Source organism: Pseudomonas sp. B16120 (assembly GCF_044218845.1).
Taxonomy (GTDB): domain Bacteria; phylum Pseudomonadota; class Gammaproteobacteria; order Pseudomonadales; family Pseudomonadaceae; genus Aquipseudomonas; species Aquipseudomonas paracarnis.
Map to the genome: position 1 here is coordinate 5,617,490 of NZ_CP162588.1, position 25,093 is coordinate 5,642,582.

General features: G+C 62.0%; 23 protein-coding genes. 14 read left to right on the forward strand and 9 right to left on the reverse strand.

Annotated elements, in window-relative coordinates:
- Positions 1-84: 84 nt before the first annotated feature.
- The 3 genes from AB4P90_RS26260 to trxA all read left to right on the forward strand — a co-directional run bounded on the left by AB4P90_RS26260 (position 85) and on the right by trxA (position 2,191).
- A complete protein-coding gene (locus tag AB4P90_RS26260; RefSeq protein ID WP_395605483.1) occupies positions 85-540 on the forward strand; it encodes a YbaY family lipoprotein in 456 nt (151 codons plus the stop codon).
- The gene (locus AB4P90_RS26265; protein ID WP_019818857.1) at positions 537-1,193 is read left to right on the forward strand and encodes a methyltransferase; all 657 of its coding nucleotides are present in this window, start codon (positions 537-539) and stop codon (positions 1,191-1,193) included. Before AB4P90_RS26260 ends, AB4P90_RS26265 begins: the two co-directional genes overlap by 4 nt.
- A 125-nt stretch (positions 1,194-1,318) precedes the next feature.
- Entirely contained in the window at positions 1,319-2,191 is an 873-nt protein-coding gene (trxA, locus tag AB4P90_RS26270) for a thioredoxin (RefSeq protein ID WP_019818859.1), read from the forward strand.
- Here the strand turns inward: trxA and AB4P90_RS26275 are convergent.
- Complete coding sequence (locus AB4P90_RS26275) at positions 2,188-2,529, reverse strand: hypothetical protein (protein ID WP_003194591.1); 342 nt, start codon at positions 2,527-2,529, stop codon at positions 2,188-2,190. The genes trxA and AB4P90_RS26275 overlap by 4 nt on opposite strands.
- A gap of 129 nt (positions 2,530-2,658) precedes the next feature.
- Here AB4P90_RS26275 and AB4P90_RS26280 point away from each other — a divergent pair, with 129 nt between their 5' ends.
- The 5 genes from AB4P90_RS26280 to AB4P90_RS26300 all read left to right on the forward strand — a co-directional run bounded on the left by AB4P90_RS26280 (position 2,659) and on the right by AB4P90_RS26300 (position 6,763).
- Positions 2,659-3,258 (forward strand): DUF2796 domain-containing protein, encoded by a 600-nt coding sequence (locus tag AB4P90_RS26280; RefSeq protein ID WP_060766676.1) that lies wholly within the window; start codon positions 2,659-2,661, stop codon positions 3,256-3,258.
- A gap of 148 nt (positions 3,259-3,406) precedes the next feature.
- Complete coding sequence (locus AB4P90_RS26285) at positions 3,407-4,117, forward strand: ABC transporter ATP-binding protein (RefSeq protein ID WP_102666617.1); 711 nt, start codon at positions 3,407-3,409, stop codon at positions 4,115-4,117.
- 1 nt (position 4,118) lies between these two features.
- The gene (locus tag AB4P90_RS26290; RefSeq protein ID WP_014720134.1) at positions 4,119-5,384 is read left to right on the forward strand and encodes an ABC transporter permease; all 1,266 of its coding nucleotides are present in this window, start codon (positions 4,119-4,121) and stop codon (positions 5,382-5,384) included.
- An 11-nt stretch (positions 5,385-5,395) separates the two neighbouring features.
- On the forward strand, positions 5,396-5,917 hold the full coding sequence (locus AB4P90_RS26295) for a DUF3299 domain-containing protein (RefSeq protein WP_020302441.1): 522 nt from the start codon (positions 5,396-5,398) through the stop codon (positions 5,915-5,917).
- 147 nt (positions 5,918-6,064) lie between these two features.
- Positions 6,065-6,763, forward strand: a complete 699-nt coding sequence (locus tag AB4P90_RS26300) for an OmpW family protein (RefSeq protein ID WP_014720136.1) — start codon at positions 6,065-6,067, stop codon at positions 6,761-6,763.
- A gap of 164 nt (positions 6,764-6,927) precedes the next feature.
- Here the strand turns inward: AB4P90_RS26300 and AB4P90_RS26305 are convergent, their stop codons facing one another.
- Positions 6,928-7,812: a sugar nucleotide-binding protein gene (locus tag AB4P90_RS26305; protein WP_074059154.1), complete on the reverse strand. Its 885-nt coding sequence runs from the start codon at positions 7,810-7,812 to the stop codon at positions 6,928-6,930.
- Between the two features lie 166 nt (positions 7,813-7,978).
- Here AB4P90_RS26305 and AB4P90_RS26310 point away from each other — a divergent pair, with 166 nt between their 5' ends.
- A complete protein-coding gene (locus AB4P90_RS26310) occupies positions 7,979-12,226 on the forward strand; it encodes a DEAD/DEAH box helicase (RefSeq protein WP_395605484.1) in 4,248 nt (1,415 codons plus the stop codon).
- Positions 12,227-12,240: 14 nt separating this feature from the next.
- On the opposite strand, the gene AB4P90_RS26315 is transcribed toward AB4P90_RS26310, so the two are convergent.
- The gene (locus AB4P90_RS26315) at positions 12,241-14,331 is read right to left on the reverse strand and encodes a mechanosensitive ion channel family protein (RefSeq protein WP_395605485.1); all 2,091 of its coding nucleotides are present in this window, start codon (positions 14,329-14,331) and stop codon (positions 12,241-12,243) included.
- 188 nt (positions 14,332-14,519) lie between these two features.
- Here AB4P90_RS26315 and AB4P90_RS26320 point away from each other — a divergent pair, with 188 nt between their 5' ends.
- Genes AB4P90_RS26320 through AB4P90_RS26335 form a run of 4 tightly spaced genes read left to right on the forward strand, consistent with a single transcriptional unit; the run spans position 14,520 to position 18,433 of the window.
- Entirely contained in the window at positions 14,520-15,446 is a 927-nt protein-coding gene (locus AB4P90_RS26320; protein WP_014720140.1) for a DUF72 domain-containing protein, read from the forward strand.
- Positions 15,443-16,219, forward strand: a complete 777-nt coding sequence (locus AB4P90_RS26325; protein WP_014720141.1) for an endonuclease/exonuclease/phosphatase family protein — start codon at positions 15,443-15,445, stop codon at positions 16,217-16,219. The genes AB4P90_RS26320 and AB4P90_RS26325 overlap by 4 nt, the downstream gene beginning before the upstream one ends.
- Positions 16,216-17,478, forward strand: a complete 1,263-nt coding sequence (clsB, locus tag AB4P90_RS26330) for a cardiolipin synthase ClsB (protein WP_395605486.1) — start codon at positions 16,216-16,218, stop codon at positions 17,476-17,478. Before AB4P90_RS26325 ends, clsB begins: the two co-directional genes overlap by 4 nt.
- Positions 17,468-18,433 (forward strand): lysylphosphatidylglycerol synthase domain-containing protein, encoded by a 966-nt coding sequence (locus AB4P90_RS26335; protein WP_014720143.1) that lies wholly within the window; start codon positions 17,468-17,470, stop codon positions 18,431-18,433. Before clsB ends, AB4P90_RS26335 begins: the two co-directional genes overlap by 11 nt.
- 114 nt (positions 18,434-18,547) lie before the next feature.
- On the opposite strand, the gene AB4P90_RS26340 is transcribed toward AB4P90_RS26335, so the two are convergent.
- From AB4P90_RS26340 to AB4P90_RS26350, 3 genes are all read right to left on the reverse strand, one after another.
- A complete protein-coding gene (locus tag AB4P90_RS26340; protein ID WP_019818878.1) occupies positions 18,548-19,303 on the reverse strand; it encodes a S9 family peptidase in 756 nt (251 codons plus the stop codon).
- Positions 19,293-20,402, reverse strand: coding sequence for a DUF3182 family protein (locus AB4P90_RS26345; RefSeq protein WP_395605487.1), 1,110 nt, complete (start codon positions 20,400-20,402; stop codon positions 19,293-19,295). Before AB4P90_RS26345 ends, AB4P90_RS26340 begins: the two co-directional genes overlap by 11 nt.
- A gap of 169 nt (positions 20,403-20,571) precedes the next feature.
- Positions 20,572-21,543, reverse strand: coding sequence for a GlxA family transcriptional regulator (locus AB4P90_RS26350; RefSeq protein ID WP_395605488.1), 972 nt, complete (start codon positions 21,541-21,543; stop codon positions 20,572-20,574).
- 96 nt (positions 21,544-21,639) lie between these two features.
- Between AB4P90_RS26350 and AB4P90_RS26355 the strand changes: the two genes are divergently transcribed.
- A complete protein-coding gene (locus tag AB4P90_RS26355) occupies positions 21,640-22,203 on the forward strand; it encodes a cysteine hydrolase family protein (RefSeq protein ID WP_019818884.1) in 564 nt (187 codons plus the stop codon).
- Between the two features lie 22 nt (positions 22,204-22,225).
- Here AB4P90_RS26355 and tam read toward each other — a convergent pair whose 3' ends face one another.
- From tam to AB4P90_RS26370, 3 genes are all read right to left on the reverse strand, one after another.
- Positions 22,226-22,987: a trans-aconitate 2-methyltransferase gene (gene tam / locus AB4P90_RS26360; protein WP_038451699.1), complete on the reverse strand. Its 762-nt coding sequence runs from the start codon at positions 22,985-22,987 to the stop codon at positions 22,226-22,228.
- Positions 22,988-23,173: 186 nt separating this feature from the next.
- Complete coding sequence (locus tag AB4P90_RS26365) at positions 23,174-23,689, reverse strand: single-stranded DNA-binding protein (protein ID WP_003232445.1); 516 nt, start codon at positions 23,687-23,689, stop codon at positions 23,174-23,176.
- Positions 23,690-23,698: 9 nt separating this feature from the next.
- Positions 23,699-25,093, reverse strand: coding sequence for an MFS transporter (locus AB4P90_RS26370; protein WP_014720149.1), 1,395 nt, complete (start codon positions 25,091-25,093; stop codon positions 23,699-23,701).

A 25,093-nucleotide genomic window follows, 5' to 3' on the forward strand; every position in this document is an offset into this window, starting at 1 on the left:
CAAGCCATAGCCTTTACGGTATATAGGCAGGCTTATATGTTTCATATTTTTAAGCCACGGATTTTGTCCTTTCTGGAGCCGTACATGCAGTTACGACCACTCGTTCTACTCAGCCTGTTCAGTTTTCTGGTCGCCTGCAGCAGCGAAGCCCCCAAGCCGGCCGCGCCTCAACCAACACCGGCGCAAGAGAAAAAAGTCCCGGGCATTGAAAACCTCGGCCCCCTGCCCGCCTATCAGCGCGAAATCAGCGGCAGCCTGACCAACGTGCCCGCCGGTGCCGAAGTCGAGATGGCGCTCTTGGTGATCGACGACCGTTCGCGCCCGCAGCAACTGCTCGCCAGCAGCGTACTGAGCGGCAACGGCAAGCCCTTGGCCTTCCGCCTGCGCTTCAACCCTGAAGCCTTCCCGGCCGGTGCCCGCGTGGAATTGCGCGGCCGCGCCAGCCAGTCCGGCCAGCTGATCCTGCATCTGCCTGCCGTGCGCGTCACCCAGGCGATCACCCAGAGCACCGGCCCCCTGCAACTCGTCAAGGCGCCATGACGCCACCGCTGGGCCTGCAACACGCCTTGAGCGCGTTGATTGGCGATGCGCAATTGGTGCCCTGCCCGTTGCCGGGTACCGCGTTGTCGTTGTGGTTGCTGGACGCCGACAACATGGACCGTGCCTTCAGCCAGGAAGAAACCCGGCGTATCCTGCATGAGCCGCCCTACTGGAGTTTTTGCTGGGCCAGCGGCATGGCGTTGGCGCGTTACCTGGCAGCGCATCCTGAGTGGGTCGCCGGCAAACGCGTGCTGGATTTCGGCGCAGGTTCGGGCGTAGCCGGGATCGCCGCCGTCAAGGCTGGCGCCCTGGAGGTGGTGGCCTGCGACCTGGACCCACTGGCCTTGGCCGCTTGCCGTGCGAATGCCGAACTCAACCAGGTGGCGCTGAGTTATTCGGCAGACTTTTTTGCCGAAGCCGACCGCTTCGACCTGATTCTGGTGGCCGACGTGCTCTATGACCGCGCCAACCTGCCGTTGCTGGATCAGTTCCTCACCCGTGGCCGCGAAGCGCTGGTGGCGGATTCGCGGGTACGGGATTTCCAGCATCCGGATTACCAGCGGCTGGAGATCCTCGAGGCCTTGACCCTGCCAGACCTGGCCGAGCCGTGGGAGTTTCGCAAGGTGAGCCTGTACCATTCGCGGCGTGCTTGAGGCCATCGCGGGCAAGCCGGCTCCCACAGGGGAATGCATTTCAAGGTGGGAGCTACCACGATGCTTTCAGCCGACCTCGCCAGCCCTTATAGTTGCCCCCATTCCCGCTTTATTCGAGACGCCCCATGAGTGAGCCCACGCCGTACATCTTCGACGTCACCACCGCCAACTTCGATCAGGCCGTTATCCAGAACTCCTTCGAAAAGCCCGTATTGGTCGATTTCTGGGCCGAGTGGTGCGCACCCTGCAAAGCACTGATGCCAATGCTGGCGAAGATTGCCGAGAGTTATCAGGGTGAGTTGCTGCTCGCCAAGATCGACTGCGAAGCCGAACAGGACATCGTGGCGCGTTTTGGCATTCAAAGCCTGCCGACGGTGGTGCTGTTCAAGGATGGCCAACCGGTGGACGGCTTTGCCGGTGCACAGCCGGAGTCGGCCGTGCGGGCGATGCTGGAGCCCCATGTGCAAATGCCACCGCCGGCTGCGGCGGACCCGTTGGAGCAGGCTCAGGCGCTGTTCAGCGAAGGACGCATCAGCGAGGCCGAAGCGTTGCTGGTGCAATTGTTGGGCGAGGACAATACCAACGCCGCCGCCCTGATCCTCTATGCACGCTGCCTGGCCGAGCGCGGTGAGCTGGGTGAAGCCCAGGCCGTGCTCGACGCAGTCAAGAGCGACGACCATAAGGCCGCCCTGGCCGGGGCCAAGGCGCAAATCACCTTCCTGCGTCAGGCGGCGGATTTGCCGGACGCTGCCGAGCTGAAAAGCCGCCTGGCGCAAAACCCGCAGGATGACGAAGCGGCCTATCAGTTGGCGATCCAGCAACTGGCGCGCCAGCAATACGACGCGGCGCTGGAAGGTTTGCTCAAGTTGTTTATCCGCAATCGCAGCTACAGCGAAGGCCTGCCCCACAAGACCTTGCTGCAAGTGTTCGAATTGCTGGGCAATGATCACCCGCTGGTCACGGTGTACCGCCGCAAGTTGTTTGCCGCGTTGTATTAATCACCGATCCAACTGTACAGCGGCGTATCCCCGCCGCTGCTCACCTTCACCTTGGCGCTGTGGCGCAGGCGCACCAGCAGGCGCTTGCCCGCCCCGGCATCGCCAGCCAAGCCTTCGAGTTGATCGAGCAATTCCAGACCATTGAGTTGTCCGGCCTTGCGCAACAAATCCTGGGCGTTCTGCCACAGGTCCTCGTTCTGTTTGACCGGAGCCGCAGTGGGCGCGCTGGGCGTTGGCGTGGCCTGCAGTTGGGCACCCAATCGCGCCCAATCGCCGTCGTCCAGCTCCAGGGTCAAGTCCACCGGCAGGTCGCCGATGGTTCCACGAATTCGCAACATCGTCCTTACTCCTGCATTTTTCTGACGGGCATGCTCCCATGCAGCTTGCGCAACACCAAGCGGGCGGTCAAACTCTCGGATCAATTGTTATAAGATCACATAACAAAACTTTCATCCTGGAGCCCTCTCATGCGCCGTTTGCTGCTTGCTTTGCCGTTTGCCCTGCTGCCACTGGCTGTCGCTCATGCCCATGAAGACCATGACCACGAGCACGGCAGCCTCGGCGCCCATGAACATGGCGTCGGGCGCCTGAATGCCGTACTGGACGGCCAGGCCCTGGAGCTGGAACTGGACAGCCCGGCCATGAACCTGGTGGGTTTCGAACATGTAGCGACCAGCGCCGCCGACAAAGCCAAGGTCGCCGCCGTGCGCAAGCAACTGGAAAATCCATCGGCACTGTTCAACCTGCCCAAGGCCGCAGGTTGCGTGGTCAGCAGCCAGGAACTCAACAGCCCGTTGTTCGGTGACAAACCAGAAGCCGGGCATGACGACGATGACCACGCCACCGACGGCAAAGGCGCCGCCGCCCACAAGCATGATCACGACCACAGTGAAATCCACGCCCATTACCAGTTCACCTGCGCCACGCCGACGGGCCTGGGCAACCTGGACTTGAGCCAAGTGTTCAAGACCTTCCCCGCCACCCAGAAAATTCAGGTACAACTGATCGGCCCGAGCGGTCAGCAAGGTGTTGACGCGACGGCCACCGCCGCCACCCTGAAGTTCTGACTTGAAAGCACAGTCCCTGTGGGAGCTGGCTTGCCTGCGATACAGGCGATGCGGTGCAGCAGGCACACCGTAGCGATGCCATCGCAGGCAAGCCAGCTCCCACAGTGGATCGGCGCCATTTTCGACTACCAGGCGACACTGACTTCCCATGACTCAAGCGTTAATCGAACTGTCCGACCTGGGCTTCAACTGGCCCGGGCACCCGCGGTTGCTGGACATCCCCGCGTTCCGCCTGGAACCCGGCGAAACCCTGTTCCTCAAGGGCCCGAGCGGCAGTGGCAAGACCACTTTGCTCGGGCTGTTGGGAGGCGTGCAGAAACCCAGCCAAGGCAGCATCCGCCTGCTCGGCCAGGAGTTGACCGAACTCTCGGCCGGCGCTCGTGACCGTTTCCGTGTGGACCACACCGGTTATATCTTCCAGCAGTTCAACTTGCTGCCGTTTCTGTCAGTACGCGAAAACGTCGAGCTGCCTTGCCACTTTTCCAAGCTGCGCGCGCAACGGGCCAAACAGCGCCACGGCAGTGTCGACCAGGCCGCCGCGGCCTTGCTAGCGCACCTGGGTTTGAAGGACCCGAGCCTGCTGGAACGCCGCGCCGATTCGCTGTCCATTGGCCAGCAACAACGGGTGGCCGCTGCCCGAGCGCTGATCGGCCAGCCAGAACTGGTGATTGCCGACGAACCCACCTCGGCCCTGGACTACAACGCCCGCGAAGCCTTCCTGCAGTTGCTGTTCGCAGAATGCCGCGAAGCGGGCGCCAGCCTGTTGTTTGTCAGCCATGACCAGAGCCTGGCGCCGCTGTTCGACCGCAACCTGTCGCTGGCCGAACTCAATCGCGCCGCCATGCCCGCAGAGGTTTGAGATGTATCTGTTCCGTCTAGCCATGGCCAGCCTGGCTAACCGCCGCTTCACCGCGATCCTCACCGCGTTTGCCATCGCGCTTTCCGTCTGCTTGCTGCTCGCGGTGGAGCGTGTGCGCGTCGAGGCGCGCAACAGTTTCGCCAGCACCATCAGCGGTACCGACCTGATCGTCGGTGCCCGCTCCGGCTCGGTCAACCTGCTGCTGTACTCGGTGTTCCGCATCGGCAACGCTACCAACAACATCCGTTGGGACAGCTACGAGCACTTCGCCGCCAGCCCTCAAGTGAAATGGGCGATTCCCATTTCCCTCGGCGACTCCCATCGCGGCTACCGGGTGATGGGCACCAACGAATCCTATTTCGAGCACTACCAGTACGGGCGAAAGCAAAACCTCGCGCTGGCCAGCGGCCGCGCCTTCGCCACCGACCCATTCGAAGTGGTGCTCGGCGCCGAAGTGGCCGACGCCCTGCATTACAAACTCGGTGACAAGCTGGTGCTGGCCCACGGCGTGGCGGTGGTCAGCCTGGTCAAGCATGACGACAAACCGTTCACAGTGGTCGGCATTCTCAAGCGCACCGGCACGCCGGTGGACCGCACGCTGCATATCAGCCTCGGCGGCATGGAAGCGATCCATATCGACTGGCACAACGGCGTGCCGGCCCAGGGCAAAGGCCGCATCAGTGCCGACCAGGCGCGCAATATGGACCTGACGCCGCAAGCCATTACCGCGTTCATGCTCGGCCTGAACAACAAGATTTCCACCTTTGCCTTGCAAAGAGAGATCAATGAATTCCGTGGCGAGCCAATGCTGGCGATCCTGCCAGGCGTGGCGTTGCAAGAGCTGTGGAGCATGATGGGCACCGCCGAAAAAGCCTTGTTCGTGATTTCGCTGTTTGTGGTGCTGACCGGTTTGATCGGCATGCTCACGGCGATCCTCACCAGCCTTAACGAGCGTCGCCGCGAGATGGCGATCCTGCGGTCGGTGGGTGCGCGGCCTTGGCACATCGCAACGCTGCTGATCTTCGAAGCCTTCGCCCTGGCCTTGTCTGGCGTGTTGGCGGGCCTGGGGTTGCTGTACCTGTGCATAGCCGCATCACGGGGTTATTTGCAGGCCAACTACGGCCTGGACCTGCCGATGTCGTGGCCGAGCGAATATGAATGGACGTTGCTCGCCGGTATCCTGGCAGCCGCCCTGTTGATGGGCAGCGTGCCCGCGTGGCGCGCCTATCGACAATCTTTGGCCGATGGCCTGTCCATCCGTTTATGAGGAAGGCTCCGATGCGTCGTGCCCTGTTTGCCCTGTTGCTGCTGACGGCCGTTCCGGTGTGGGCGGATGAACAGCCCAAGGATTTGTCCTGGCAGGAGATGATCCCGCCGGATGCGCCGCCGGAAGTGCCCAATATGAAGCCGCTGCACGACCTGTCGAACATGGCCGATGCCTTGTCCGTCGAGGCCGCGCCCGCAGCCAAGCAGGACCTGCCCAACGCGCCGGTAGTGCAGAGCCTGGACGGCCAGCACATTCGCTTGCCGGGGTATATCGTGCCGCTGGAAGTCAGCGAAGAAGGCCGCACCACGGAGTTTCTGCTGGTGCCGTATTTCGGCGCCTGTATCCATGTGCCGCCACCGCCGTCGAACCAGATCGTGCATGTGAAAAGCGAGGTGGGGGTGAAGCTCGATGAGCTGTATCAGCCGTACTGGATCGAAGGCGCGATGCAGGTCAAGCCATCGTCCAGCGAATTGGCCGATGCCGGTTACCAGATGGATGCCCAGAAGATTTATATGTACGAGCTGGAGGAATAACCCCCACCAGCAACACACTGAAGCTCCCACAGGTTTTGATCAGTGCCGAAAGTGACTGATCACCCTTTCATTGAGCTGAGTCAAAAGACCGAACGGAACGATCTTTACCATTGGACGTACAACTTTTAAACGTCCTTTGGAGCTCCCATGAACAAGTCTCTGCTCGGCGCGTCCCTCTTCGCGCTCGCCCTCGTCGCCCCTGTCGCTCACGCTCACCAGGCGGGCGATATTCTGGTTCGCGCCGGTGCAATTACCGTGAACCCGAAGGCCGACAGCAGCAGCGTCAAGGTTGACCAGGGCCCATTGGCCGGTACCAACCTGGGCGGCAAGGCGACCATGAGCAGCGACACCCAATTGGGCTTGAACTTCGCCTACATGATCACCGACCACGTCGGCATCGAATTGCTTGCGGCCACGCCGTTCGAGCATGACGTGAAGATCAAGAACACCGCCCTCGGCGCCGCCAACGGCAAGCTCGGCACGCTGAAACACCTGCCGCCGACCTTGAGCGTCGTGTACTACCCGCTGGACCACAAGTCCGCGTTCCAGCCGTATGTGGGCGCCGGTATCAACTACACCTGGATCTACGACGAGCACGTGGGCAGCCGCGCCGAACAGGCCGGCTTCAGCAACTTCAAGGCCGAGAACTCCTGGGGCTGGGCTGCACAGATCGGCGCCGACTACATGATCAACGACAAGTGGATGATCAACGCCCAGGCGCGCTACATCGACATCAGCACCAAGGCGACTGTGGATAACAACGCGCTGGGCCAGGGCACTCGGGCCAAGGTCAATGTGGATGTAGACCCGATGGTTTACATGGTGGGTATCGGCTACAAGTTCTAAGTCCCGTTTACGCCACACCGCATAACCCAAGTGGGAGGGGGCTTATGTGGGAGCCGGGCTTGCCCGCGATGCAGACACCACGGTGTATCAGTGATACCCAGGTGATGCTATCGCAGGCAAGCCAGCTCCCACATAAGTCCCCTCCCACTTTTGGTTTTGGGGTGTCAGCTATGGCGGTAGAAGCGATCCAGAAGCGCCGGCAAGCCTGCCCGCCATGCCCTGGGCTTGATGCCGAAGGTATGCAGGATTTTCTTGCAGGCCAACACCGCATGCTGCGGTTCTTCTGCCGCGTCCGGCCGCGCCGCGTGGGCCTGGGCGGTGGGGGACTCGATGGCCAACGGATGGAAGTTGCGCGCTTCAGTCAGAATCGCCTGCCCCAGCGCCAACGGGGTAGTCGCCTCGTGGCCGGCGTAGTGGTAGGTGCCCCACAGCGGCGCAGCGCAATCGAGTTGCTTGAGCACCGAGATGATCACCCGCGCCGCATCGTCCACCGGCGTCGGATTGCCGCGCCGGTCGTCCGCCATCAGTAACTCATCGGGTTTCTCGGCCCGGGCCAGGAAACGCCCGAGGGTGCCGTCGGCGCTGTCATCGAGCAGCCAGCCAAACCGCAGCAGCACATGCTGCGGGCACGTAGCGCGCACGCTTTGTTCGATACGCCACAACGCCTGGCCGCGCAGGCCCAGGGGCACCGGCTCGTCTTTCTCGCTGTAGGCGGTGGCGCGGGAGCCATCGAACACACGATAGCTGGACGGTTGCAGCAGGGTGATGCTGTGGTGCTGGCACAGTTCGGCCAGGCGCTCGATGGCGAATTCCTGGCCGGCCAGGCGGGTTTCGCTTACGGCTTCGGCCTGGAACCAGTCGAAATAGTAGGCGAGGTTGATCAACGCATCGGGACGGGTGTCGTCGAGCAATTGGGTGAGGCTTGCGGCATCCCAGCCGTCTTGGGGCGGTTTGGGGGCGAGGAAACCGATGTCTTCCTCCGCACCGAGGCGAATCAGCGCCTGCCCGAGGGCATTCCCGCCGCCCAGTAACATAAGGCGCATTCGCATAGATTGAGCAGGCCCGGTCTGTTTGGAACGATGGTTATTAACGACAGGCATGTGCGCCTTGCCGTAGGTAGTTGCCAGAATCGTTGCATTTTGCGGGTTTGTAGCGCAACCGTCACGGATAAAGTGCGGGGTTGCAACTTGGCCCCGCCGGTTGCATATAGGGTGAATGAACCTTCCCGAATCAACGGACAAGGGTTTGCACGGCTTTCACCCCGCCGTCAGCACTTGGTTCCGTGGTACCTTTCCTTCGGTGACCAACGCCCAGGCCCAGGCGTGGCCGTTGATCCGCCAGCGCCGCTCGACGCTGATCGCCGCGCCCACCGGCTCCGGCAAGACGCTGACGGCCTTCCTGGCAGTGCTAGACGACCTGGTGCACCAAGGCCTGGCCAACGGCGGCGAACTGCCGGACCAAACCCTGGTGGTGTATGTGTCGCCGCTCAAGGCGCTATCCAACGATATCCAGATCAACCTGCAAAATCCGCTGGCCGGCATTACCGAACATCTAGAGAAGCGGGGGCTGCCGCCGCTGGTAATCCGCACCGCTGTGCGCACCGGCGACACCCCGCAAAAAGACCGCGCCCAGATGCGCAAACGCGCACCGCATATCCTGGTAACCACTCCTGAATCGCTCTACGTGCTGCTCGGCTCGGATTCCGGCCGGCACATGCTCGCCAGCACACGTACGGTGATCGTCGATGAGATCCACGCCATCGCCGCTAGCAAGCGCGGCAGCCACTTGGCCTTGAGCCTGGAGCGCCTGCAAGGGCTGTGTGCCGAGCCATTGACCCGTATCGGCTTGTCGGCCACGCAAAAACCCATCGAAGCCGTCGCGCGCTTTTTAGTCGGCACCGAACGTGATTGCGCCATTGTGGATATCGGCCACGCCCGCCCCCGTGACCTGGCGATCGAAGTGCCGCCGGTGCCGCTCTCGGCGGTGATGGCCAACGACGTGTGGGAGTTGGTCTACGATCGCCTCGCGCAATTGGCCCGTGAACACCGCACCACCCTGGTATTCGTCAACACCCGGCGCCTGGCCGAACGCCTGGCCCGGCACTTGAGCGAGCGCCTGGGCAAGACCGCCGTGGCCGCTCACCACGGCAGTCTGGCCAAGGAGATGCGCCTGGACGCCGAACAGCGCCTCAAGGCCGGCGAACTGCAAGTGTTGATCGCCACGGCGTCCCTGGAGCTGGGGATTGATATCGGCGAAGTGGACCTGGTGTGCCAGATTGGCTCACCCGGTTCCATCAACGGCTTCCTGCAACGGGTCGGCCGTTCCGGGCATCAGGTCGGCGGCATGCCCAAGGGGCGCCTGTTTGCCACCACCCGCGACGACCTGATCGAGTGCGCCGCGCTGCTCGACTGCGTGCGCCGTGGCGAGCTGGATACCTTGCATATTCCGGTGGCACCGCTCGATGTACTCGCCCAGCAGATCATCGCCGAGGTCAGCGCCCAGGAATGGCCGGAACAAGCGCTGCTGGCGCTTATCCACCGCGCCGCGCCTTACGCCGAACTGGATGAACGCCACTACCAGGCCCTTTTGCAGATGCTCAGCGAGGGCTACAACGGCCGCCAGGGCATGCGCAGCGCCTACCTGCACCGCGACGCCGTGGCCCACACCCTGCGCGGCCGCCGTGGCGCCAGGCTCACGGCGGTAACCAGCGGCGGCACGATCCCCGACAATGCCGACTACAGCGTGTTGCTGGAGCCGCAAAGCCTGAATATCGGCAGCGTCAACGAAGACTTTGCGGTGGAGAGCATCGCCGGGGATATCTTCCAGCTCGGCAATACCTCCTATCGCATCCTACGGGTCGAAGCCGGCAAGGTGCGGGTCGAAGATGCCCAGGGCCAACCCCCGACCATTCCGTTCTGGTTGGGTGAAGCGCCCGGGCGCAGCAACGAGTTATCGGTGGCCGTGGCCCGCTTGCAAGGGCAATTGGACAGCTTGCTCGGCGCCACGCCCGGCGACCTGCAACCGGCCCTCGACTGGCTTACCGGCACCCTGGGTCTCAATGTCGCCAGCGCCGACCAACTGTTGGATTACCTCGCCCGGTCGCGCCAGGCCCTGAGCGCCTTGCCGTCCCAGGACACATTGATCATGGAACGGTTTTTCGATGCGTCCGGCGGCACCCAACTGATCATCCACACGCCGTTTGGCAGCCGCATCAACCGCGCCTGGGGCCTGGCCTTGCGCAAGCGCTTTTGCCGTACCTTCAATTTCGAGCTGCAAGCGGCGGCCAGTGAAAATGCCATCGTGCTGTCGTTGTCCACCAGCCACAGCTTCGCGCTGGATGAGGTGTGGCGTTACCTCAACAGCAACAGTGCCGAGCACATTTTGATCCAGGCCGTGCTGGATGCGCCACTGTTCGGTGTGCGCTGGCGCTGGAATGCCGGCGTGGCCCTGGCGCTGCCGCGTTATACCGGCGGGCGCAAGGTGGCGCCGCAGATCCAGCGTATGAAGAGCGAAGACCTGATCGCCAGCGTATTTCCCGACCAACTCGCCTGCCTGGAAAACCTCGCCGGCGAACGCGAAATCCCCCACCACCCGCTGGTGGAGCAAACCCTCGACGACTGCCTGCACGAGGCCATGGACAGCGACGCCTGGCTGGCGCTGCTGCGGCGCATGGAACGCGGCGACGTGCGGTTGATTAGCCGCGACCTGCCCGCGCCCTCGCCCATGGCCGCAGAAATCCTCAGCGCTAAACCCTATACCTTCCTCGACGACGCCCCCCTGGAAGAGCGCCGCACCCAGGCCGTGCTCAACCGCCGCTGGAGCGACCCGCAGAGCACCGACGACTTGGGCGCCCTGGATGCCGACGCCATCGCCGGTGCACGCGAAGAAGCCTGGCCGGCGCCCAATGGCCTGGATGAAATGCATGAAGCGTTGATGAGCCTGGCGTGCATCGCAGCGGGCGAAGTTACGCCGCAATGGGCCCAATGGTTGCAGGCCTTGCGCAAGGCCGGGCGGGCCTATCAGTTGCCCAACGGAATGTGGAGCGCCGTAGAGCGCTTGAACTGTTTGCAGGCGCTGTATCCCAACGATCTGCCGTTGCTGCCGGGGTTCGATGAGCCCTGGTCCTTTGATGAAGCGCTGGTGGAAGTGCTACGTGCGCGCCTCAGTGGTTTTGGCCCACTGACCCTGGTCGAGATCGCAGCGCCCCTGGCATTACCGGTGGTGGCGCTTACCCAGGCCCTGGCACGCCTGGAACAAGAAGGCTACGTGCTGCGCGGTCACTTCAGCCCCGGCGTGGGTGAAGAACAATGGTGCGAACGTCATTTGCTGGCGCGCATTCATCGCTACACGGTCAAGCGCCTGCGCCGGGAAATCGAGCCGGTGGCATTGCAGGATTTCATGCGCTTTCTGTTCGATTGGCAGCACCTGTCCGACAGCACACGCGGCCAGGGCAGCGCCGTGTTGCCGCAAATCGTCGGCCAGTTCGAAGGCTATGCCGCCGCCACGTCAGCCTGGGACACAGACCTGCTCAGCGCCCGCATCAAGGATTACTCATCGACCTGGCTCGATGACCTGTGCCGCAGCGGCAAGCTGGTCTGGACGCGCCTGAGCAACAAGGCCGGCGCCACGGCGTTGCGCAGCACCCCGGTGGTTTTGCTCCCCCGTAGCCAGGTAGCGTTGTGGAGCGGGCTGACCGAGCCTACCGACAGCACCACCTTGTCGCCCAAGACGCAGAAGGTCCACCTGGCCCTGCGCGAACATGGCGCGCTGTTTTTCGATGAACTGGTACACGAGGCCCATTTGCTGCGCAGCGAGCTGGAGACAGCCTTGCAGGAATTGGTAGGCGCCGGCTTGGTGAATGCTGACAGCTTCGCCGGCCTGCGCGCCTTGACCACCCCCGCCAGCAAACGCCAGGCGCGCAGCAGTCGACGTGGGCGCGGGGCGTTTGTCGGCGGTATGGACGACGCCGGGCGTTGGGCCTTGGTTCGCCGCTCGGCGACCGCCGCCGGCGCGCATACGGCCGAGACCTTGGAGCATGTGGCGATGACCCTGCTGCGCCGCTATGGCGTGGTGTTCTGGCGGCTGCTGGAGCGCGAGGCGGATTGGTTACCGAATTGGCGCGAGTTGCTGCGCACTTTCCATCGGTTGGAGGCGCGAGGCGAGATCCGTGGCGGGCGGTTTGTCAGTGGGTTGGCGGGAGAGCAGTTTGCATTGCCGGAGGCGATACCGTTGCTGCGCGAGGTGCGGCGACGACCCCATGATGGCAGTTTAATCGCGGTGTGTGGGGCGGATCCGTTGAATCTTGTCGGCACGCTGTTGCCGGGAGCCAAGGTGCCAGCGGTAAGCGGTAACCGGGTTGTGTACCGTGATGGGGTGCCGGCGGCGGTGATGGTAGGGGGCAAGCAGCAGGTTTTGTTGGAGGTGGATCAGCAGGCGGTGCAGGAGAAGTTGATCAGGCGCTGACCTTGAGGGCCTCATCATTGAGACCTGGGCTGCTCCGTCAACACCACCGCATCCTGCTCATGCTCCTGCGCCACACGCTTAGGCAACAACACCTGCTGTGGATAAGTTTGCGCAAAATGCACCTCATCACAGTTATCCACAAGCTTTTTCAAGCGCTGATTAAACGCCCGGCTGACTGCGTATTGGCCACCCGAAACCGTGCGGAACTGCGCGGTGAGCACCACGCCATTGAGGTCCATCTTGTCCACGCCAAATACTTCAAGCGGCCCTTGCAGGTTGTACTTGAGGAACACGTCGTCGCGGATCGACTGGCCGGCCTCGCGGATCAGCTCCACGGCCCTGTCCACGTCGGTGTCGTAAGTGAACTGCACTGAGAAGAAGGCATAGGCGAATTGACGCGACTGGTTGGTGACCGCCTTGATCTGCCCGAACGGCACCGAATGCACAAACCCCTTGCCGTCACGCAGGCGCAGGGTGCGGATGGTCAGGCCCTCCACGGTGCCGGCGTGACCAGAGTCGAGCACCACCCAATCGCCGATGGACAGGGTGTCTTCGATAATGATGAACAGGCCAGTAATCACGTCCTGCACCAATTGCTGGGAACCGAAACCGATCGCCAGTCCCACCACCCCGGCGCCCGCCAGCAAAGGCGCGACATTGATGCCCAGGTTGGCCATGGTGGTAATCGCGCAGATCACCACCAGGATGATCTTCACTGCATTGCGCAGCAGCGGCAGGATGGTTTTGACCCGGGTGCTGGGCTGGCGACTGGAGCGTTTATTCACCGGTGGTTTGAGGGCCTCCTGAATCGCGGTGTCGAGCACCACCCAGAACAGCCATGTCACCAACAGGATCAGGCCGATACTGCTGAGGGAATCACTGATGGCCCGGCCCACCGAGTTGCGCTGGGCGAATTCGAACAGCGAAACGCCCCAGATACGCCCGAGTATCTCGATAAACGCGATGGCCATGACGATACGCAAAATCGCGTGCAGCAAACTCAGAAAGCGTTCCTTGTAGGCGCTGCTGCGTTGGATCGATACCTGGCTGCGGGACTTGAACAGGTGTTGCAGCACGGTGCTGAGAAACACCGTGCCGATCAGTAACAAGGTGGTGAGCAACGCGCAGCGCAGGGCCTCTTGGTTGTCGTCACCGGCGCCAATCAGGTTGACCGCCGACACCAGCACCATCAACAGAATCGGCCAGTACCAGAGCCCGGAAAACACCCGCAGCGACTGTTGCAATGCTGGATGTTTGAGACGCTGGGCCAACGGCCGATTGCGGATCAAATGGGCCACCGGCCGCCGCAGGCGTACCACCAGCACGCCAAAGATGACCGCGGCAAACAAGCCGGTAAACACGGCGATGCTGCTGGTGATATTGCCGCCCAACTGACGAGCGATTTGCGGGCTGGTCAGCGCATCGCTGAGGGCCGCGAGAAAGCCGATCAGGAATAGAGGCTTGGGGCAATAGTCACGAATGATCCGCACGGCAGGCCGCTTGTGGCCGACGTTGAACATGACAATGACGCACAGCAACAGCGAGGTGGAAAAGATGCCACTACTGGTGGCGTAGGCAAAACACAGTGCCAGGGCTCGGCCGACAGACGTGGGTAAAAAGTGACTGACATAAAGGGTCAGCGGCAGGCAGATCAGCGCTGGAATCGTGTAGGGCACTACATAGCCCAGCAAGCCTTGCAGCCGTTGGCGCCGCGCGAGGAATGGGCGGCGGCTCGCGCGTTTCACAACCAGGCGCCCCAGCATCGTCAGCACAGCAAAGGCACCGACCCACACGCCGGACAACAGCAGGAAGTCGCCCGCCACGCTCCACGGCGAGCGTGCGGTGGTCTGGTCCACCAGCCGCCCGACTTCATCCGCTGCGCGGTCAGCCCGCAGGCGCCAGGCGTCAATGAGGTTCTGGTTGAGGTCGAGCTTGTCTTGCACGTCGTCGATGCTTGAACTGATGGCCCCGAGCAGCCCGCCTTCTACCAGCAGTTCCGGCTTGGCCGGCGTTTCGGCAGCGGGCGCCGTTGCCGCGGCTTGCAGGGCGCCATTGCCGCAGAGCAGCAGCGCGACGAGCAGTAATGCAGTCTTTGGATTCAGCAAAACAGCAAGCTCCTTCAGCAGGGTCTGTAAGGAACTGACGAGCTTGGGCCCTTATCGTTCCCTGCGTTTGCAATGCCCCTCCCACATTTCACCCCCTGTACCGCCTGTAGGAATGTGGAAACTTTCAGCCAAACAGCGCAGTCATCCCATAACGGAGGTCACCTCACCCACCATCCACGGGAGCACACATGGCGGCGATTCACATCGGCATTTCCGGCTGGCGCTACACGCCCTGGCGCGGGGACTTTTACCCCGAAGGGCTGACCCAGAAACGCGAGTTGCAGTTTGCGTCACGCGCCGTCAACAGCATCGAAATCAACGGCTCGTTCTATGCGTTGCAAACCCCCAAGCGCTACGCCGAGTGGTATGCCGATACGCCCGAAGGTTTCCTGTTCAGTGTCAAGGCGCCCCGTTTCATCACGCATATCCTGCGCCTGCGGGACGTGCACAAGCCGATGGCGAATTTCTTCGCTTCCGGGGTGCTGGAACTCAAAGAAAAACTCGGCCCCATCCTCTGGCAGTTTCCGCCCAGCTTCAAATTTGACGCCACGCTGTTCGAAACCTTCCTGGCCCAATTACCCACCGATACCCAACAGGCGGCGGCCCTCGCCCGCCAGCATGAGCCACGCCTGAACGGCAAGGCGAGCATGAAGGCCTATGCCAAGAAACCTTTGCGCCATGCCGTGGAGATTCGCAACAAGAGTTTTGCCGTGCCGGAGTTCATCCAACTGCTGGATAAGCACGGTGTGGCGCTGGTGGTCGCGGACACCGCCGGCAAGTGGCCGTACATGGAAGACGTGACCGCCAACTTCATGTACCTGCGCTTGCACGGCGACAAGCAGTTATACGCCAGTGGTTATAGCGCCGAAGCGCTCCAGCGCTGGGGTGACCGCATCGAACGCTGGGCCCAGGGCAAGCAGCCTGCCGATGCACACCTGGTCGACCCGCACCACACACCCCGCAGGCGTAAACAGCGCGATGTGTTCTGTTTTTTCGACAACGACATCAAAGTTCGCGCCCCCTTCGATGCACGCCAATTGCTGCAACGCTTCGGACTGGACGAACACCTGCTCACCGAGCCTGGCCGACTGCCGGAACCAGGAGTATTGCCATGACGCATCCAGAGCTGATCCCCACCCCGCCGACCACCGCCATCACCCGTTTCACGGTGCTGACGGTCAATATCCACAAGGGTTTCACCGCACTGAATCGCCGCTTCATCTTGCCCGAACTGCGTGAAGCGGTGCGCAGCGTGGGCGCCGACATGGTGTTCTTGCAGGAGATCCATGGCACTCACGAACGCCATCCCCAGCGCTACAGCGACTGGCCAAAAATGCCGCAGTATGAGTTCCTGGCCGACAGCATCTGGCCGCAGTTTGCCTATGGGCGCAATGCGGTGTACCCCCATGGCGACCATGGCAATGCACTGCTGTCGAAATTCCAGATCATCCGCTACGACAACCTCGACATTTCGCAAAGCGGCCATGAAAACCGCGGCCTGCTGCATTGCGTGTTGCGCCTGCCGGGCAGCGGCCAGCAGGTGCACGCGATCTGCATCCACCTGGGCTTGCGCGAGGTGCATCGCCAACAACAATTGCGGTTGCTGGAACAACGTATCAGCGAGATTCCGGCCGATGCGCCGTTGGTGGTCGCTGGCGATTTCAACGACTGGCGGCAAAAAGCCGACCTGAGCGAAAGCGGTTTGCAGGAAGTGTTCATGCACACCCTTGGCAAACCGGCGCGCACCTTCCCGGCACGCCTGCCACTACTGCCGCTGGACCGCATTTATGTGCGTAACTTGACGGTGCACAACCCGCGCGTACTCACCACTCGCCCTTGGTCCCATCTCTCAGACCATGTGCCGCTGTCGGTGGAGGTTGAGCTATGAACGTCGCGGTAGACCATATCGCCACAGACCAACCGCCAGATGACAGCAAAGCGCGGGATCTGGATTACGGCTGGCAGAGCGGCAACCAGGTGGCGTTGCTGGAGAACGGCGAGGCGTACTTTCCCGCTGTGTTCGAGGCTTTGCGGGCGGCAGAGCGCGAGATCCTGCTGGAGACCTTTATCCTCTTTGAAGACAAGGTCGGCTTTGAGCTGCACAGCATCCTCATCGAGGCGGCCAAGCGCGGGGTGAAGGTGGTGGTCAGCCTCGACGGTTTTGGTTGCGGCGAGCTGAGCCCGGGCTTCCTGCGGGAGTTGGCCGAAGCCGGGGTGATGGTGCAGATGTTCGACCCGGCGCCCAAGACCTTCGGCATACGCACTAACTGGTTTCGCCGCCTGCACCGCAAGATTGTCGTGGTGGATGCCCGCGTGGCGTTTATCGGCGGGATCAATTTTTCTGCTGACCACTTGGCGGATTTCGGCCCCGAAGCCAAGCAGGATTACTCAGTACAGGTGATCGGCCCGGCTGTGGCCGACCTGCACCATTTCGCCCTCGCCCAAAGTGGCCGCCAAGTGCGCAGCCGTCGCGGTTGGCGACGGCGCCAGCAACGGCCTTCGCCCTGGACGAGCGAGCCAGGCGACGGCCTGGTGCGCCTGATTTATCGCGATAACATTCAGCATCGTGACGATATCGAAGACGCGTATATCCACGCCTTGAGCCAGGCTCGGCGGCGCGTGGTGATCGCCAACGCGTATTTCTTCCCCGGCTATCGCCTGCTTCGCGAGATCCGCAACGCGGCGCGCCGTGGCGTGCAGGTGCAGTTGATCATGCAGGGCCAGCCCGACGTGCTGTTGGCGAAACTGGCCGCGCGCATGCTCTATGACTACTTGCTCAAGGATGGCGTGGTGATCCACGAATACTGCCAACGCCCGCTGCACGGCAAGGTGGCGTTGGTGGATGACGAATGGAGCACCGTCGGCTCCAGCAACCTGGACCCACTGAGCCTGGCATTGAACCTGGAAGCCAATGTGCTGATTCGCGACCGGGCTTTCAATCAGCAGCTCTACGAACGCCTGGAAGCCCTCGCCCGAAATCATTGCCAGACCATGCCGGAAAAGCGCAAGCCGCGCCTGTGGCCCTGGCGCTTGACCGTGGGTTTCCTGGTGTTTCATGTGATGCGCCATTTCCCGGTACTGGCCAGTTGGTTACCGGCCCACAAACCGCGCTTGAAACCTTTTGAGGCCACGCCCCATGACGTCTGAAGCCCGCCCCCAAGCGCAAGCCTCTGGGTTCAAGCGCTGGAAGAAACCGCTGACGATCGCGTTCTTCGTGCTGCTGATCGTGTTGTTTACCCTGCTGGCCCGGCGCATCGACTGGAGCGAAGTGTTCCAGACCCTGAGCGAGTTCAAGCTGCGCACATTGTTCATCGCCGGCGCGCTGACGCTGTGCAGTTTTATCGTCTATGCCTGCTTCGACTTGATCGGCCGCACCTACATTCGCCAGCCGTTGCGTTGGAAGCAGATATTGCCGGTGGGTTTCATCAGCTACGCGTTCAACCTCAACCTCAGTGCCTGGGTCGGCGGCATCGCCATGCGGTATCGGCTGTATTCACGCCTGGGCGTGAGCACCAGCAATATCGCCAAGATCCTCGGCCTGAGCCTAGCCACCAATTGGTTCGGCTATATGGCGTTGGCCGGGGTGGTGTTCAGCAGCGGGTTGGTGACCCTGCCGCCGGGCTGGAAGCTCAGCAGCGGCGCCCTGCAAGGGGTCGGGGGGTTATTGGTGCTCGCGAGCCTGGGCTACCTGGCGGCGTGCCGGTTTTCGAAAAAGCGCGCGTGGTCGATCCGCGGTATCGAGATCAACTTGCCGTCGCTGCGCATGGCCTGTTTGCAACTGGCCCTGGGTGCGTTGAACTGGTCGTTGATGGCGGCGGTGATATTTGCCTTGTTGCCCGCCAAACTGGATTACCCACTGGTGCTGGGGGTGCTGTTGATCAGCGCAATTGCCGGGGTGGTCACCCATATTCCCGCCGGCTTGGGGGTTTTGGAGGCGGTGTTCATTGCGCTGTTGCAGCATGAGGCGTCGCGGGGGAGTTTGCTGGCCGGGCTGATCGCGTACCGGGCGATTTATTTTATCTGCCCGTTGTTGATTGCACTGGTGATGTATTTGGGGGTGGAGGCCAAGGCCAAGGCGTTGCGGGTTAAGAAAACTGCCTGATGAGACGGTGGTGACGGTGGAATCGCTTTCGCGGGCAAGCCCGGCTCCCACAGGGGAATGCATTCCCAGGTGGGGAGCCGGGCTTGCCCGCGAAAGCGATCACAAGGGCAACGACTATCGAGCCTGAATGATGCTCAACCGCTCCCCCACCACCATCTCGGTAATCCAGTCCACCAGGATCGAGGTGTAGGCCTGTTGCGACACCGGGTCGCTCAAGGAATGGTCGGCGCCGTCGATGATGCGGTGGGTCAGGGAGTGGGTTTGCTGGCACGCCGCGCGGTAACTCATGATGGTGGCGTGAGGCACATGGTCGTCGGTTTCCGATTCGACAATCAGCACATCGCCGGTAAATTGCGCGCAGGCATGCAGGGCACGGTTGGTTTCGGCGTGCACGAGGGTGCCGCGGTAATCCATCAGGTCGGCTTTATCCAAGTCGCGCTTGGGCTTGAGCCATTCCTGATCGCGGTACAGCGCCGGCACTCGCAGCGCCAGCCAACGTACCGGGCGCAATGAGGTGAGGATCGCCGCGAGGTACCCGCCATAACTGGTGCCCACCACTGCCACAGCCGAGGTGTCGATAGCCGGGTGGGACAGCAGGCGATCGTAAGCGGCCAACAGGTCGCGCAGGTTGTCTTCGCGGGTGACGCGCGACAAAGGGATGCCGGTGCCAGCATGGCCACGCAGGTCGAAGGTCAGGCATACACATCCAAGGCCTGCGATACCTTTGGCCCGCTCCAGGTCGCGCTCCTGGCTGCCGCCCCAGCCGTGCACGAACAACACGCCGGGCACTTTGGACTTGGGACTGAGGAATGTCCCGCTCATCTGTTCGTCGTCTATATCGATGGTGATGCTCTCGCTTCTAGCCGTCATAAGTCTTGACCGTCACATACTTGAGTAGAAAGTCGCTGTTTTCGGCCGGGCCTCGGTATACCTCGATGGCATCCGCCGGCAGCGCCTGGTCTACATAGGTTTCTACCGAGGACACACGGATGGCCTTAAGGCCCGGATTGTTTATAAAACTCTGCAACGCCGCGACTTCCGCGCTGCTGGCCCCGCCCATGCGCCAGGATTGTTCGAGCACACCACTGCGGCGCTGGCCTGTGCTGTCCAGGCCTTGGGCGATGTCGTAGTTGCGGCGCGAGGCGAAGAAGCTTGGGTAGGCTTCGTCCGCAGCACGGTCGAAAACCAGCGCCTGTTCGATGGCCTCACGCACGTCTTCACGCAGATCCAGTTTGAGCAGGGCAGCATAATCACCGGGGACGACCAGCAGATCGGAACCGCCGTAGACCTCTTCCCCCTGCCCGTCTTGGGTCAGGTGCTGCTCGCCGCAGTAGCTAATGAGGTGATCGCCAATAAAACTCTGGCCCACACTGTGGGTGACCACCGCGTGCAGGTCTTGTTCCAGCACCACGCCCTCATTGAACATTCGGGCCGCTTCCGGGCGCGCCACTATCGCGTCGAACTCATCTAGGCTGTGGATAACTTCCTGCCCGCGCCCTGCACAGGCGTTCACGGGTTTCAGACGAATCGGGCCACTGTAGAGCAAGCGGGTCGCGGCAGGCCGCGCGTCCTTAAGGGCGAACACACTCACCCCGTCCAACACCACGTCACGCACGCGCTCGCAGAATGTCGGCGACCAGCCTTCGGGCGCCTTGGCGTCGGGACTCAACAGGCCATGCGTGATGGCCTTGGTGCAGATAAAAGCGTGATCGACATAGCCGCCCCACAGATCTTGTGGCCCCTTGATATTGAGCTGGCGCGCTTGGGCTGGCCCGACCAGGGTTTGCGTGGGCAGCAGATACAATTCCCGCCCCGCATGCAGGGCCGGGTCGTAACTGCCACCGAACTTGAGCCCCAGGATCTGCGCCAGCCAGCGTGCGAGGGCGCGGTTGGTTTCGATTTCATGCAGGGGCGCCCCCTCTCGCATGGAGTGGGCGACCACCAACTTCTTGCGACTTATGGGGGTCATGCGGTCCCCTTTTCCATCAACCTTTGTGTAGCAATGAGGTTGCATGGATCAGGCCAACGCTGTGATTGAGCGGATAGTTGTTAAATCAATCAGTTGCGCAAAAAGTGATGGCCGTTAGCCTGTTTTATTCTGCACGACCCGGGGCGAACCCTGCGGCGTTCTGCACGATTCAAACCCCAAAGCGGTTGCGGTAATCGCTGGGGGACAGGCCGGTGATTTTCTTGAAAATGGTACGAAAGGCACCGGGGTCTTGATAGCCCACGGTCCAGGCAATGTGATCGATGGTGCCGTTGGTGAACTCCAGCATCTGCCGCGCCTTGCCGACCCGCAGGTGTTGGCAGTACTCGGTGGGTTTCAATCCGGTGGCGTTGCGAAAGCGCCGCAGAAAGGTGCGCTCTTCAAGGTTCGCCTCCTGCGCCATCGCTGCCACGGACACGTCCACCGCGCCACTGGCTTGCAGCCAATGCTGGACCTTGAGGACCGCACCATCACCGTGCCTGAGAAGCGGCGCAAAGTTACTCCCACATTGGCTGGCGCTGGCGCTGTGTTCGATCACCAGAAAACGCGCCGTATCGGCCGCCACGCTCGGGCCCATCAGCCGGTCGACCAGGCGCAGGCCCAGTTCGGACCAGGCCATCAGCCTCGCGGAAGTGATCAGGTCGCCGTCATCGACAATGGGTTTATCCGCTTCCAGGCGCACCGCCGGGTAACTGGCCGCAAAAGACTTCGCGGAGGACCAGTGGGTGGTGGCGCTGCGGCCATCCAACAGGCCGCTGCGCGCCAGCATGATCGAGCCGATGCACACGCCGCCAAGCACGGTGCCGCCCGCATGTTGCAGGCGCAGCCATTCCAGCAGCGCCGGCGGCGCCTGGTCTTCGGTGAACTCTGCAATCGAGGGCGGCACCAACACGGCCATCATCGGTTGGTCGGGGCCTGGGTGGCTGTCGAACGTGCGCGCGGGCGTGCCGTGGGCATCTACCTGCCAGTGGCTGACCCGCAGCAGCGGTAATTGCGCAGATTCATGCTCGGCGGCGATGCGGTTAGCGACCCCGAACAGGTCGGTCAGCCCGTGGACTGCGGCGAGTTGCGCGCCCTGGTAGATCAACACACCCAGCTCGACAGTGCTGCGTTGCGCGGCCATTGTCAGTTTTCCCCCTGTTATTGTCGGTGCAGCCAATTCTCGGTGTGATCGCCAGCTAAGATACTAGGCCCATCAACCCATCACGAGGCAACACACATGGCCAAGCAGGCGCTCATCCTAATCGATATCCAGAACGACTACTTCCCCCAGGGCAAGTGGCCGCTCGACGGCGTGGAAGCCGCAGCGGACAAGGCAGCGCAGGTGCTACAGGCGTTTCGACAAGCAGGCGATGCGGTGATTCATGTACGGCATGAGTTCGCTGGCGACGACGCACCGTTCTTCACACCGGGCTCCGAAGGCGCGCACTTGCATGCCAAGGTGCTCAACGAGGGCGAGGAACCGGTGGTGCTCAAACACTTCGTGAATGCGTTTCGCCAAACCAACCTGCGCGAACTGCTGGAACAGCGCAGCATCACCGACGTGGTGGTGGTAGGCAGCATGAGCCATATGTGCATTGACGCAGTGGTACGGGCGGCGGCGGACCTGGGCTACAAGGTTACGGTGATCCATGATGCCTGCGCGACCCGCGACCAGGAATTCAACGGGCAGGTGATTCCGGCGGCGCAGGTGCACGGGGCGTACATGGCCTCCCTGGCATTTGGCTATGCGGGTGTAGTGTCGGCAGAGGAATATCTGCAGGCCCAAGCAGCGGCTGCGTGACCGCCACCCGGGGCTGATCGCTTTAGCGTGTGGCGATGATGAACAGGCGCGGAAAGGGCAACAACACCGTGCCATCGGCCAGGGCTGGATAAGCCTGGGTAATTCGCGCCTGGTATTGCTGCAGGAAGGCGGCTTTTTCATCGTCGGTCAACGGTGCGAGAAAAGGCCGCAATGCCGAGGCCTTGAACCACTCCACCACCGCCGAGTGGTCCGCCAACGGGTGGTGATAGGTGGTGCGCCACACATCCACGGTGCTGCAATGCTTGCTCAGCAGCTCGTAGTAGTAACTGGCGGTGTGCCGCTCATTGTGTTTGACCGCCCCTATCTTCGCCGACCACGGGCCATCGGCCGCAACTTCACGGGCCAGGCGATGGGCGGGCTCGTCAAGGTTGTCCGGGGTTTGCACCGCCAGCGTACCGCCTGGGTTCAGTTGGTGGACCAAGTGCGGGTAGAGCGTGGCGTGGTCCGGCAGCCATTGCAGCGAGGCATTGGCCAGAATCACATCCAAGCGTTGCGCAGGGTGCCAGGCGCCGATATCTGCCAGCTCGAAGTTCAACCTGGGCAGGCGCTTGCGGGCCTCTACCAACATGTCATCGGAGCTGTCCATGCCCGTGATCTGTGCTTGGGGGAAACGCTCGGCCAGTACCTCGGTGGAGTTCCCCGGCCCGCACCCCAGGTCGACTGCGGTGCCCACGTCGGTGTTGGGAATTGCCGCAATCAGGTCACGGACAGGGCGAGTGCGCTGCTGTTCGAACATCGTGTACTGCTTGGCGGACCAGGTCATCACAGCCTTCCTTCTTTCTTAGAGGTGGCGACAGCCTAAATCTTGTGAACCATGAGAACAAATGCTGGGGTTGGTGTGCTGCCTGCAAAAAGGCAGCGCGTGCACCGACGCCTGTTCATCGCCCATAAAAAAACCCCGATGCTTTCGCTATCGGGGGTTTTGTTTGTTCAGGGTCGGTCTTGGACCTTAGAACGGGATATCGTCATCAAAGCTGTCGAAATCCGGAGCCGGTTGCGGAGCAGCCTGCTGTGGTGCTGGGCGCGACTCACGCTGTGGCTGCTGGCTTGGCTGCGGACGCGACTGCTGTGGGCGCGGTGCCGAGTTGGACATGCCGCCCTGGCCCTGTTGGTCGCCCTGTGGACGGCCGCCCAGCAGTTGCATGGTGCCTTGCATGTCGACCACGATTTCGGTGGTGTAACGCTTGATGCCGTCTTTTTCCCACTCACGGGTTTGCAGTTTGCCTTCGATGTAGACCTGCGAACCTTTGCGCAGGTATTCACCGGCGATCTCTGCGACCTTGCCGAACATCGACACGCGGTGCCATTCGGTCTTCTCGACCTTCTGGCCGGTCTGCTTGTCGGTCCACTGTTCGCTGGTCGCCAGGCTCAGGTTGGTCACGGCGTTACCGTTAGGCAAGTAGCGAACTTCGGGATCCTGGCCGCAAGTACCGACCAATATGACTTTGTTAACCCCACGGGCCATAACGTTCTCCTAGGCTGGGCGCGCTGTCGGCACTGGGTTGACCAGTTGCTCGAGCGTCGCGCGATCCAATAATTCGGTGTCCAATTTGATGTAAATGGCCGCCTCTTCAGCGACCACGACTGCATCCGTTACCCCTACGACAGCCTTCAGGCGCTCTACCAGGCCGGCTTCGCGGATCGCCTCGGGCGATAGCGGCAAACGCAGACTGGTGACGTAGGGAGGTTCGCGCATGGTAACAGCAAAGACCAGCCAAAGTGCAGCCAGCCCGGCGCATCCGAGGAACACAACCGACAAACCGCCATGCTGGAACATCCAGCCGCCCATGATGCCGCCCAACGCGGAACCCAGGAACTGGCTGGTGGAATACACCCCCATGGCCGTACCCTTGCCGCCTGCCGGTGAAACTTTACTGATCAGTGACGGCAACGACGCTTCGAGCAGGTTGAAGGCGGTGAAAAACACCACCGTACCAATCACTAATGCTCGCAGGCTGTCGCCGAACTGCCAGAAGAATAGTTCAGTGAGCATCAATGTCGCGACGGCGCCGAGTAAAACTCGTTTCATTTTGCGTTTCTTCTCGCCATAGATGATGAACGGGATCATGGCGAAGAACGAAATCAACAGCGCAGTGAGGTAGACCCACCAGTGCTGTTCCTTGGGCAGACCGGCTTTTTCCACCAGGGCCAGGGGCAAGGCGACGAAGCTGCACATCAGCATGGCGTGTAATACGAAGATACCTAAATCCAGGCGCAGCAGGTCCGGGTGCTTGAGCGTCGGCAGCAACGCCTTGCGTGCGACGCCCGATTCACGATGCTGCAGGGTGCCGGTGGAGCGCGGCACCATAAAAGCCACGATCAGGATGCCGAACAACGCCATGCCGCCCGTGGCCAGGAACAGCCCATGCAAGCCGAACGCGCGCGTGAGCAAGGGGCCGACCACCATGGCCACGGCAAACGACAGGCCGATGGTCATGCCGATCATCGCCATGGCCTTGGTGCGGTGTTGTTCGCGGGTCAGGTCCGACAGCAACGCCATCACGGCGGCGGAAATTGCCCCTGCGCCCTGCAGGATGCGCCCGGCGATCACGCCCCAGATCGAATCGGACTGGGCCGCTAGCACACTGCCAAGGGCGAATACGATCAGCCCGAGATAGATCACCGGGCGACGGCCAATGCGGTCGGAAATAATCCCGAACGGAATCTGGAAAATTGCCTGGGTCAGGCCATAGGCGCCAATCGCCAGGCCGATCAAGGCGGGGGTCGCCCCTGCGAGATCCATCCCATAGGTGGCCAGCACCGGCAACACCATAAACATGCCCAGCATACGGAAAGCGAACACCAGGGCCAGACCGCTTGCCGCTCGGGTCTCGCCGCTACTCATGCGTTCGCTGTGGGGATCGTGCAT

Coding starts and splice junctions, on each gene's coding strand:
- AB4P90_RS26260 (WP_395605483.1), top strand. CDS start 85: ATGCAGTTACGACCACTCGTTCTACTCAGCCTGTTCAGTTTTCTGGTC.
- AB4P90_RS26265 (WP_019818857.1), top strand. CDS start 537: ATGACGCCACCGCTGGGCCTGCAACACGCCTTGAGCGCGTTGATTGGC.
- trxA (WP_019818859.1), top strand. CDS start 1,319: ATGAGTGAGCCCACGCCGTACATCTTCGACGTCACCACCGCCAACTTC.
- AB4P90_RS26275 (WP_003194591.1), bottom strand. CDS start 2,529: ATGTTGCGAATTCGTGGAACCATCGGCGACCTGCCGGTGGACTTGACC.
- AB4P90_RS26280 (WP_060766676.1), top strand. CDS start 2,659: ATGCGCCGTTTGCTGCTTGCTTTGCCGTTTGCCCTGCTGCCACTGGCT.
- AB4P90_RS26285 (WP_102666617.1), top strand. CDS start 3,407: ATGACTCAAGCGTTAATCGAACTGTCCGACCTGGGCTTCAACTGGCCC.
- AB4P90_RS26290 (WP_014720134.1), top strand. CDS start 4,119: ATGTATCTGTTCCGTCTAGCCATGGCCAGCCTGGCTAACCGCCGCTTC.
- AB4P90_RS26295 (WP_020302441.1), top strand. CDS start 5,396: ATGCGTCGTGCCCTGTTTGCCCTGTTGCTGCTGACGGCCGTTCCGGTG.
- AB4P90_RS26300 (WP_014720136.1), top strand. CDS start 6,065: ATGAACAAGTCTCTGCTCGGCGCGTCCCTCTTCGCGCTCGCCCTCGTC.
- AB4P90_RS26305 (WP_074059154.1), bottom strand. CDS start 7,812: ATGCGAATGCGCCTTATGTTACTGGGCGGCGGGAATGCCCTCGGGCAG.
- AB4P90_RS26310 (WP_395605484.1), top strand. CDS start 7,979: ATGAACCTTCCCGAATCAACGGACAAGGGTTTGCACGGCTTTCACCCC.
- AB4P90_RS26320 (WP_014720140.1), top strand. CDS start 14,520: ATGGCGGCGATTCACATCGGCATTTCCGGCTGGCGCTACACGCCCTGG.
- AB4P90_RS26325 (WP_014720141.1), top strand. CDS start 15,443: ATGACGCATCCAGAGCTGATCCCCACCCCGCCGACCACCGCCATCACC.
- clsB (WP_395605486.1), top strand. CDS start 16,216: ATGAACGTCGCGGTAGACCATATCGCCACAGACCAACCGCCAGATGAC.
- AB4P90_RS26335 (WP_014720143.1), top strand. CDS start 17,468: ATGACGTCTGAAGCCCGCCCCCAAGCGCAAGCCTCTGGGTTCAAGCGC.
- AB4P90_RS26340 (WP_019818878.1), bottom strand. CDS start 19,303: ATGACGGCTAGAAGCGAGAGCATCACCATCGATATAGACGACGAACAG.
- AB4P90_RS26345 (WP_395605487.1), bottom strand. CDS start 20,402: ATGACCCCCATAAGTCGCAAGAAGTTGGTGGTCGCCCACTCCATGCGA.
- AB4P90_RS26350 (WP_395605488.1), bottom strand. CDS start 21,543: ATGGCCGCGCAACGCAGCACTGTCGAGCTGGGTGTGTTGATCTACCAG.
- AB4P90_RS26355 (WP_019818884.1), top strand. CDS start 21,640: ATGGCCAAGCAGGCGCTCATCCTAATCGATATCCAGAACGACTACTTC.
- tam (WP_038451699.1), bottom strand. CDS start 22,987: ATGACCTGGTCCGCCAAGCAGTACACGATGTTCGAACAGCAGCGCACT.
- AB4P90_RS26365 (WP_003232445.1), bottom strand. CDS start 23,689: ATGGCCCGTGGGGTTAACAAAGTCATATTGGTCGGTACTTGCGGCCAG.
- AB4P90_RS26370 (WP_014720149.1), bottom strand. CDS start 25,093: ATGCACGATCCCCACAGCGAACGCATGAGTAGCGGCGAGACCCGAGCG.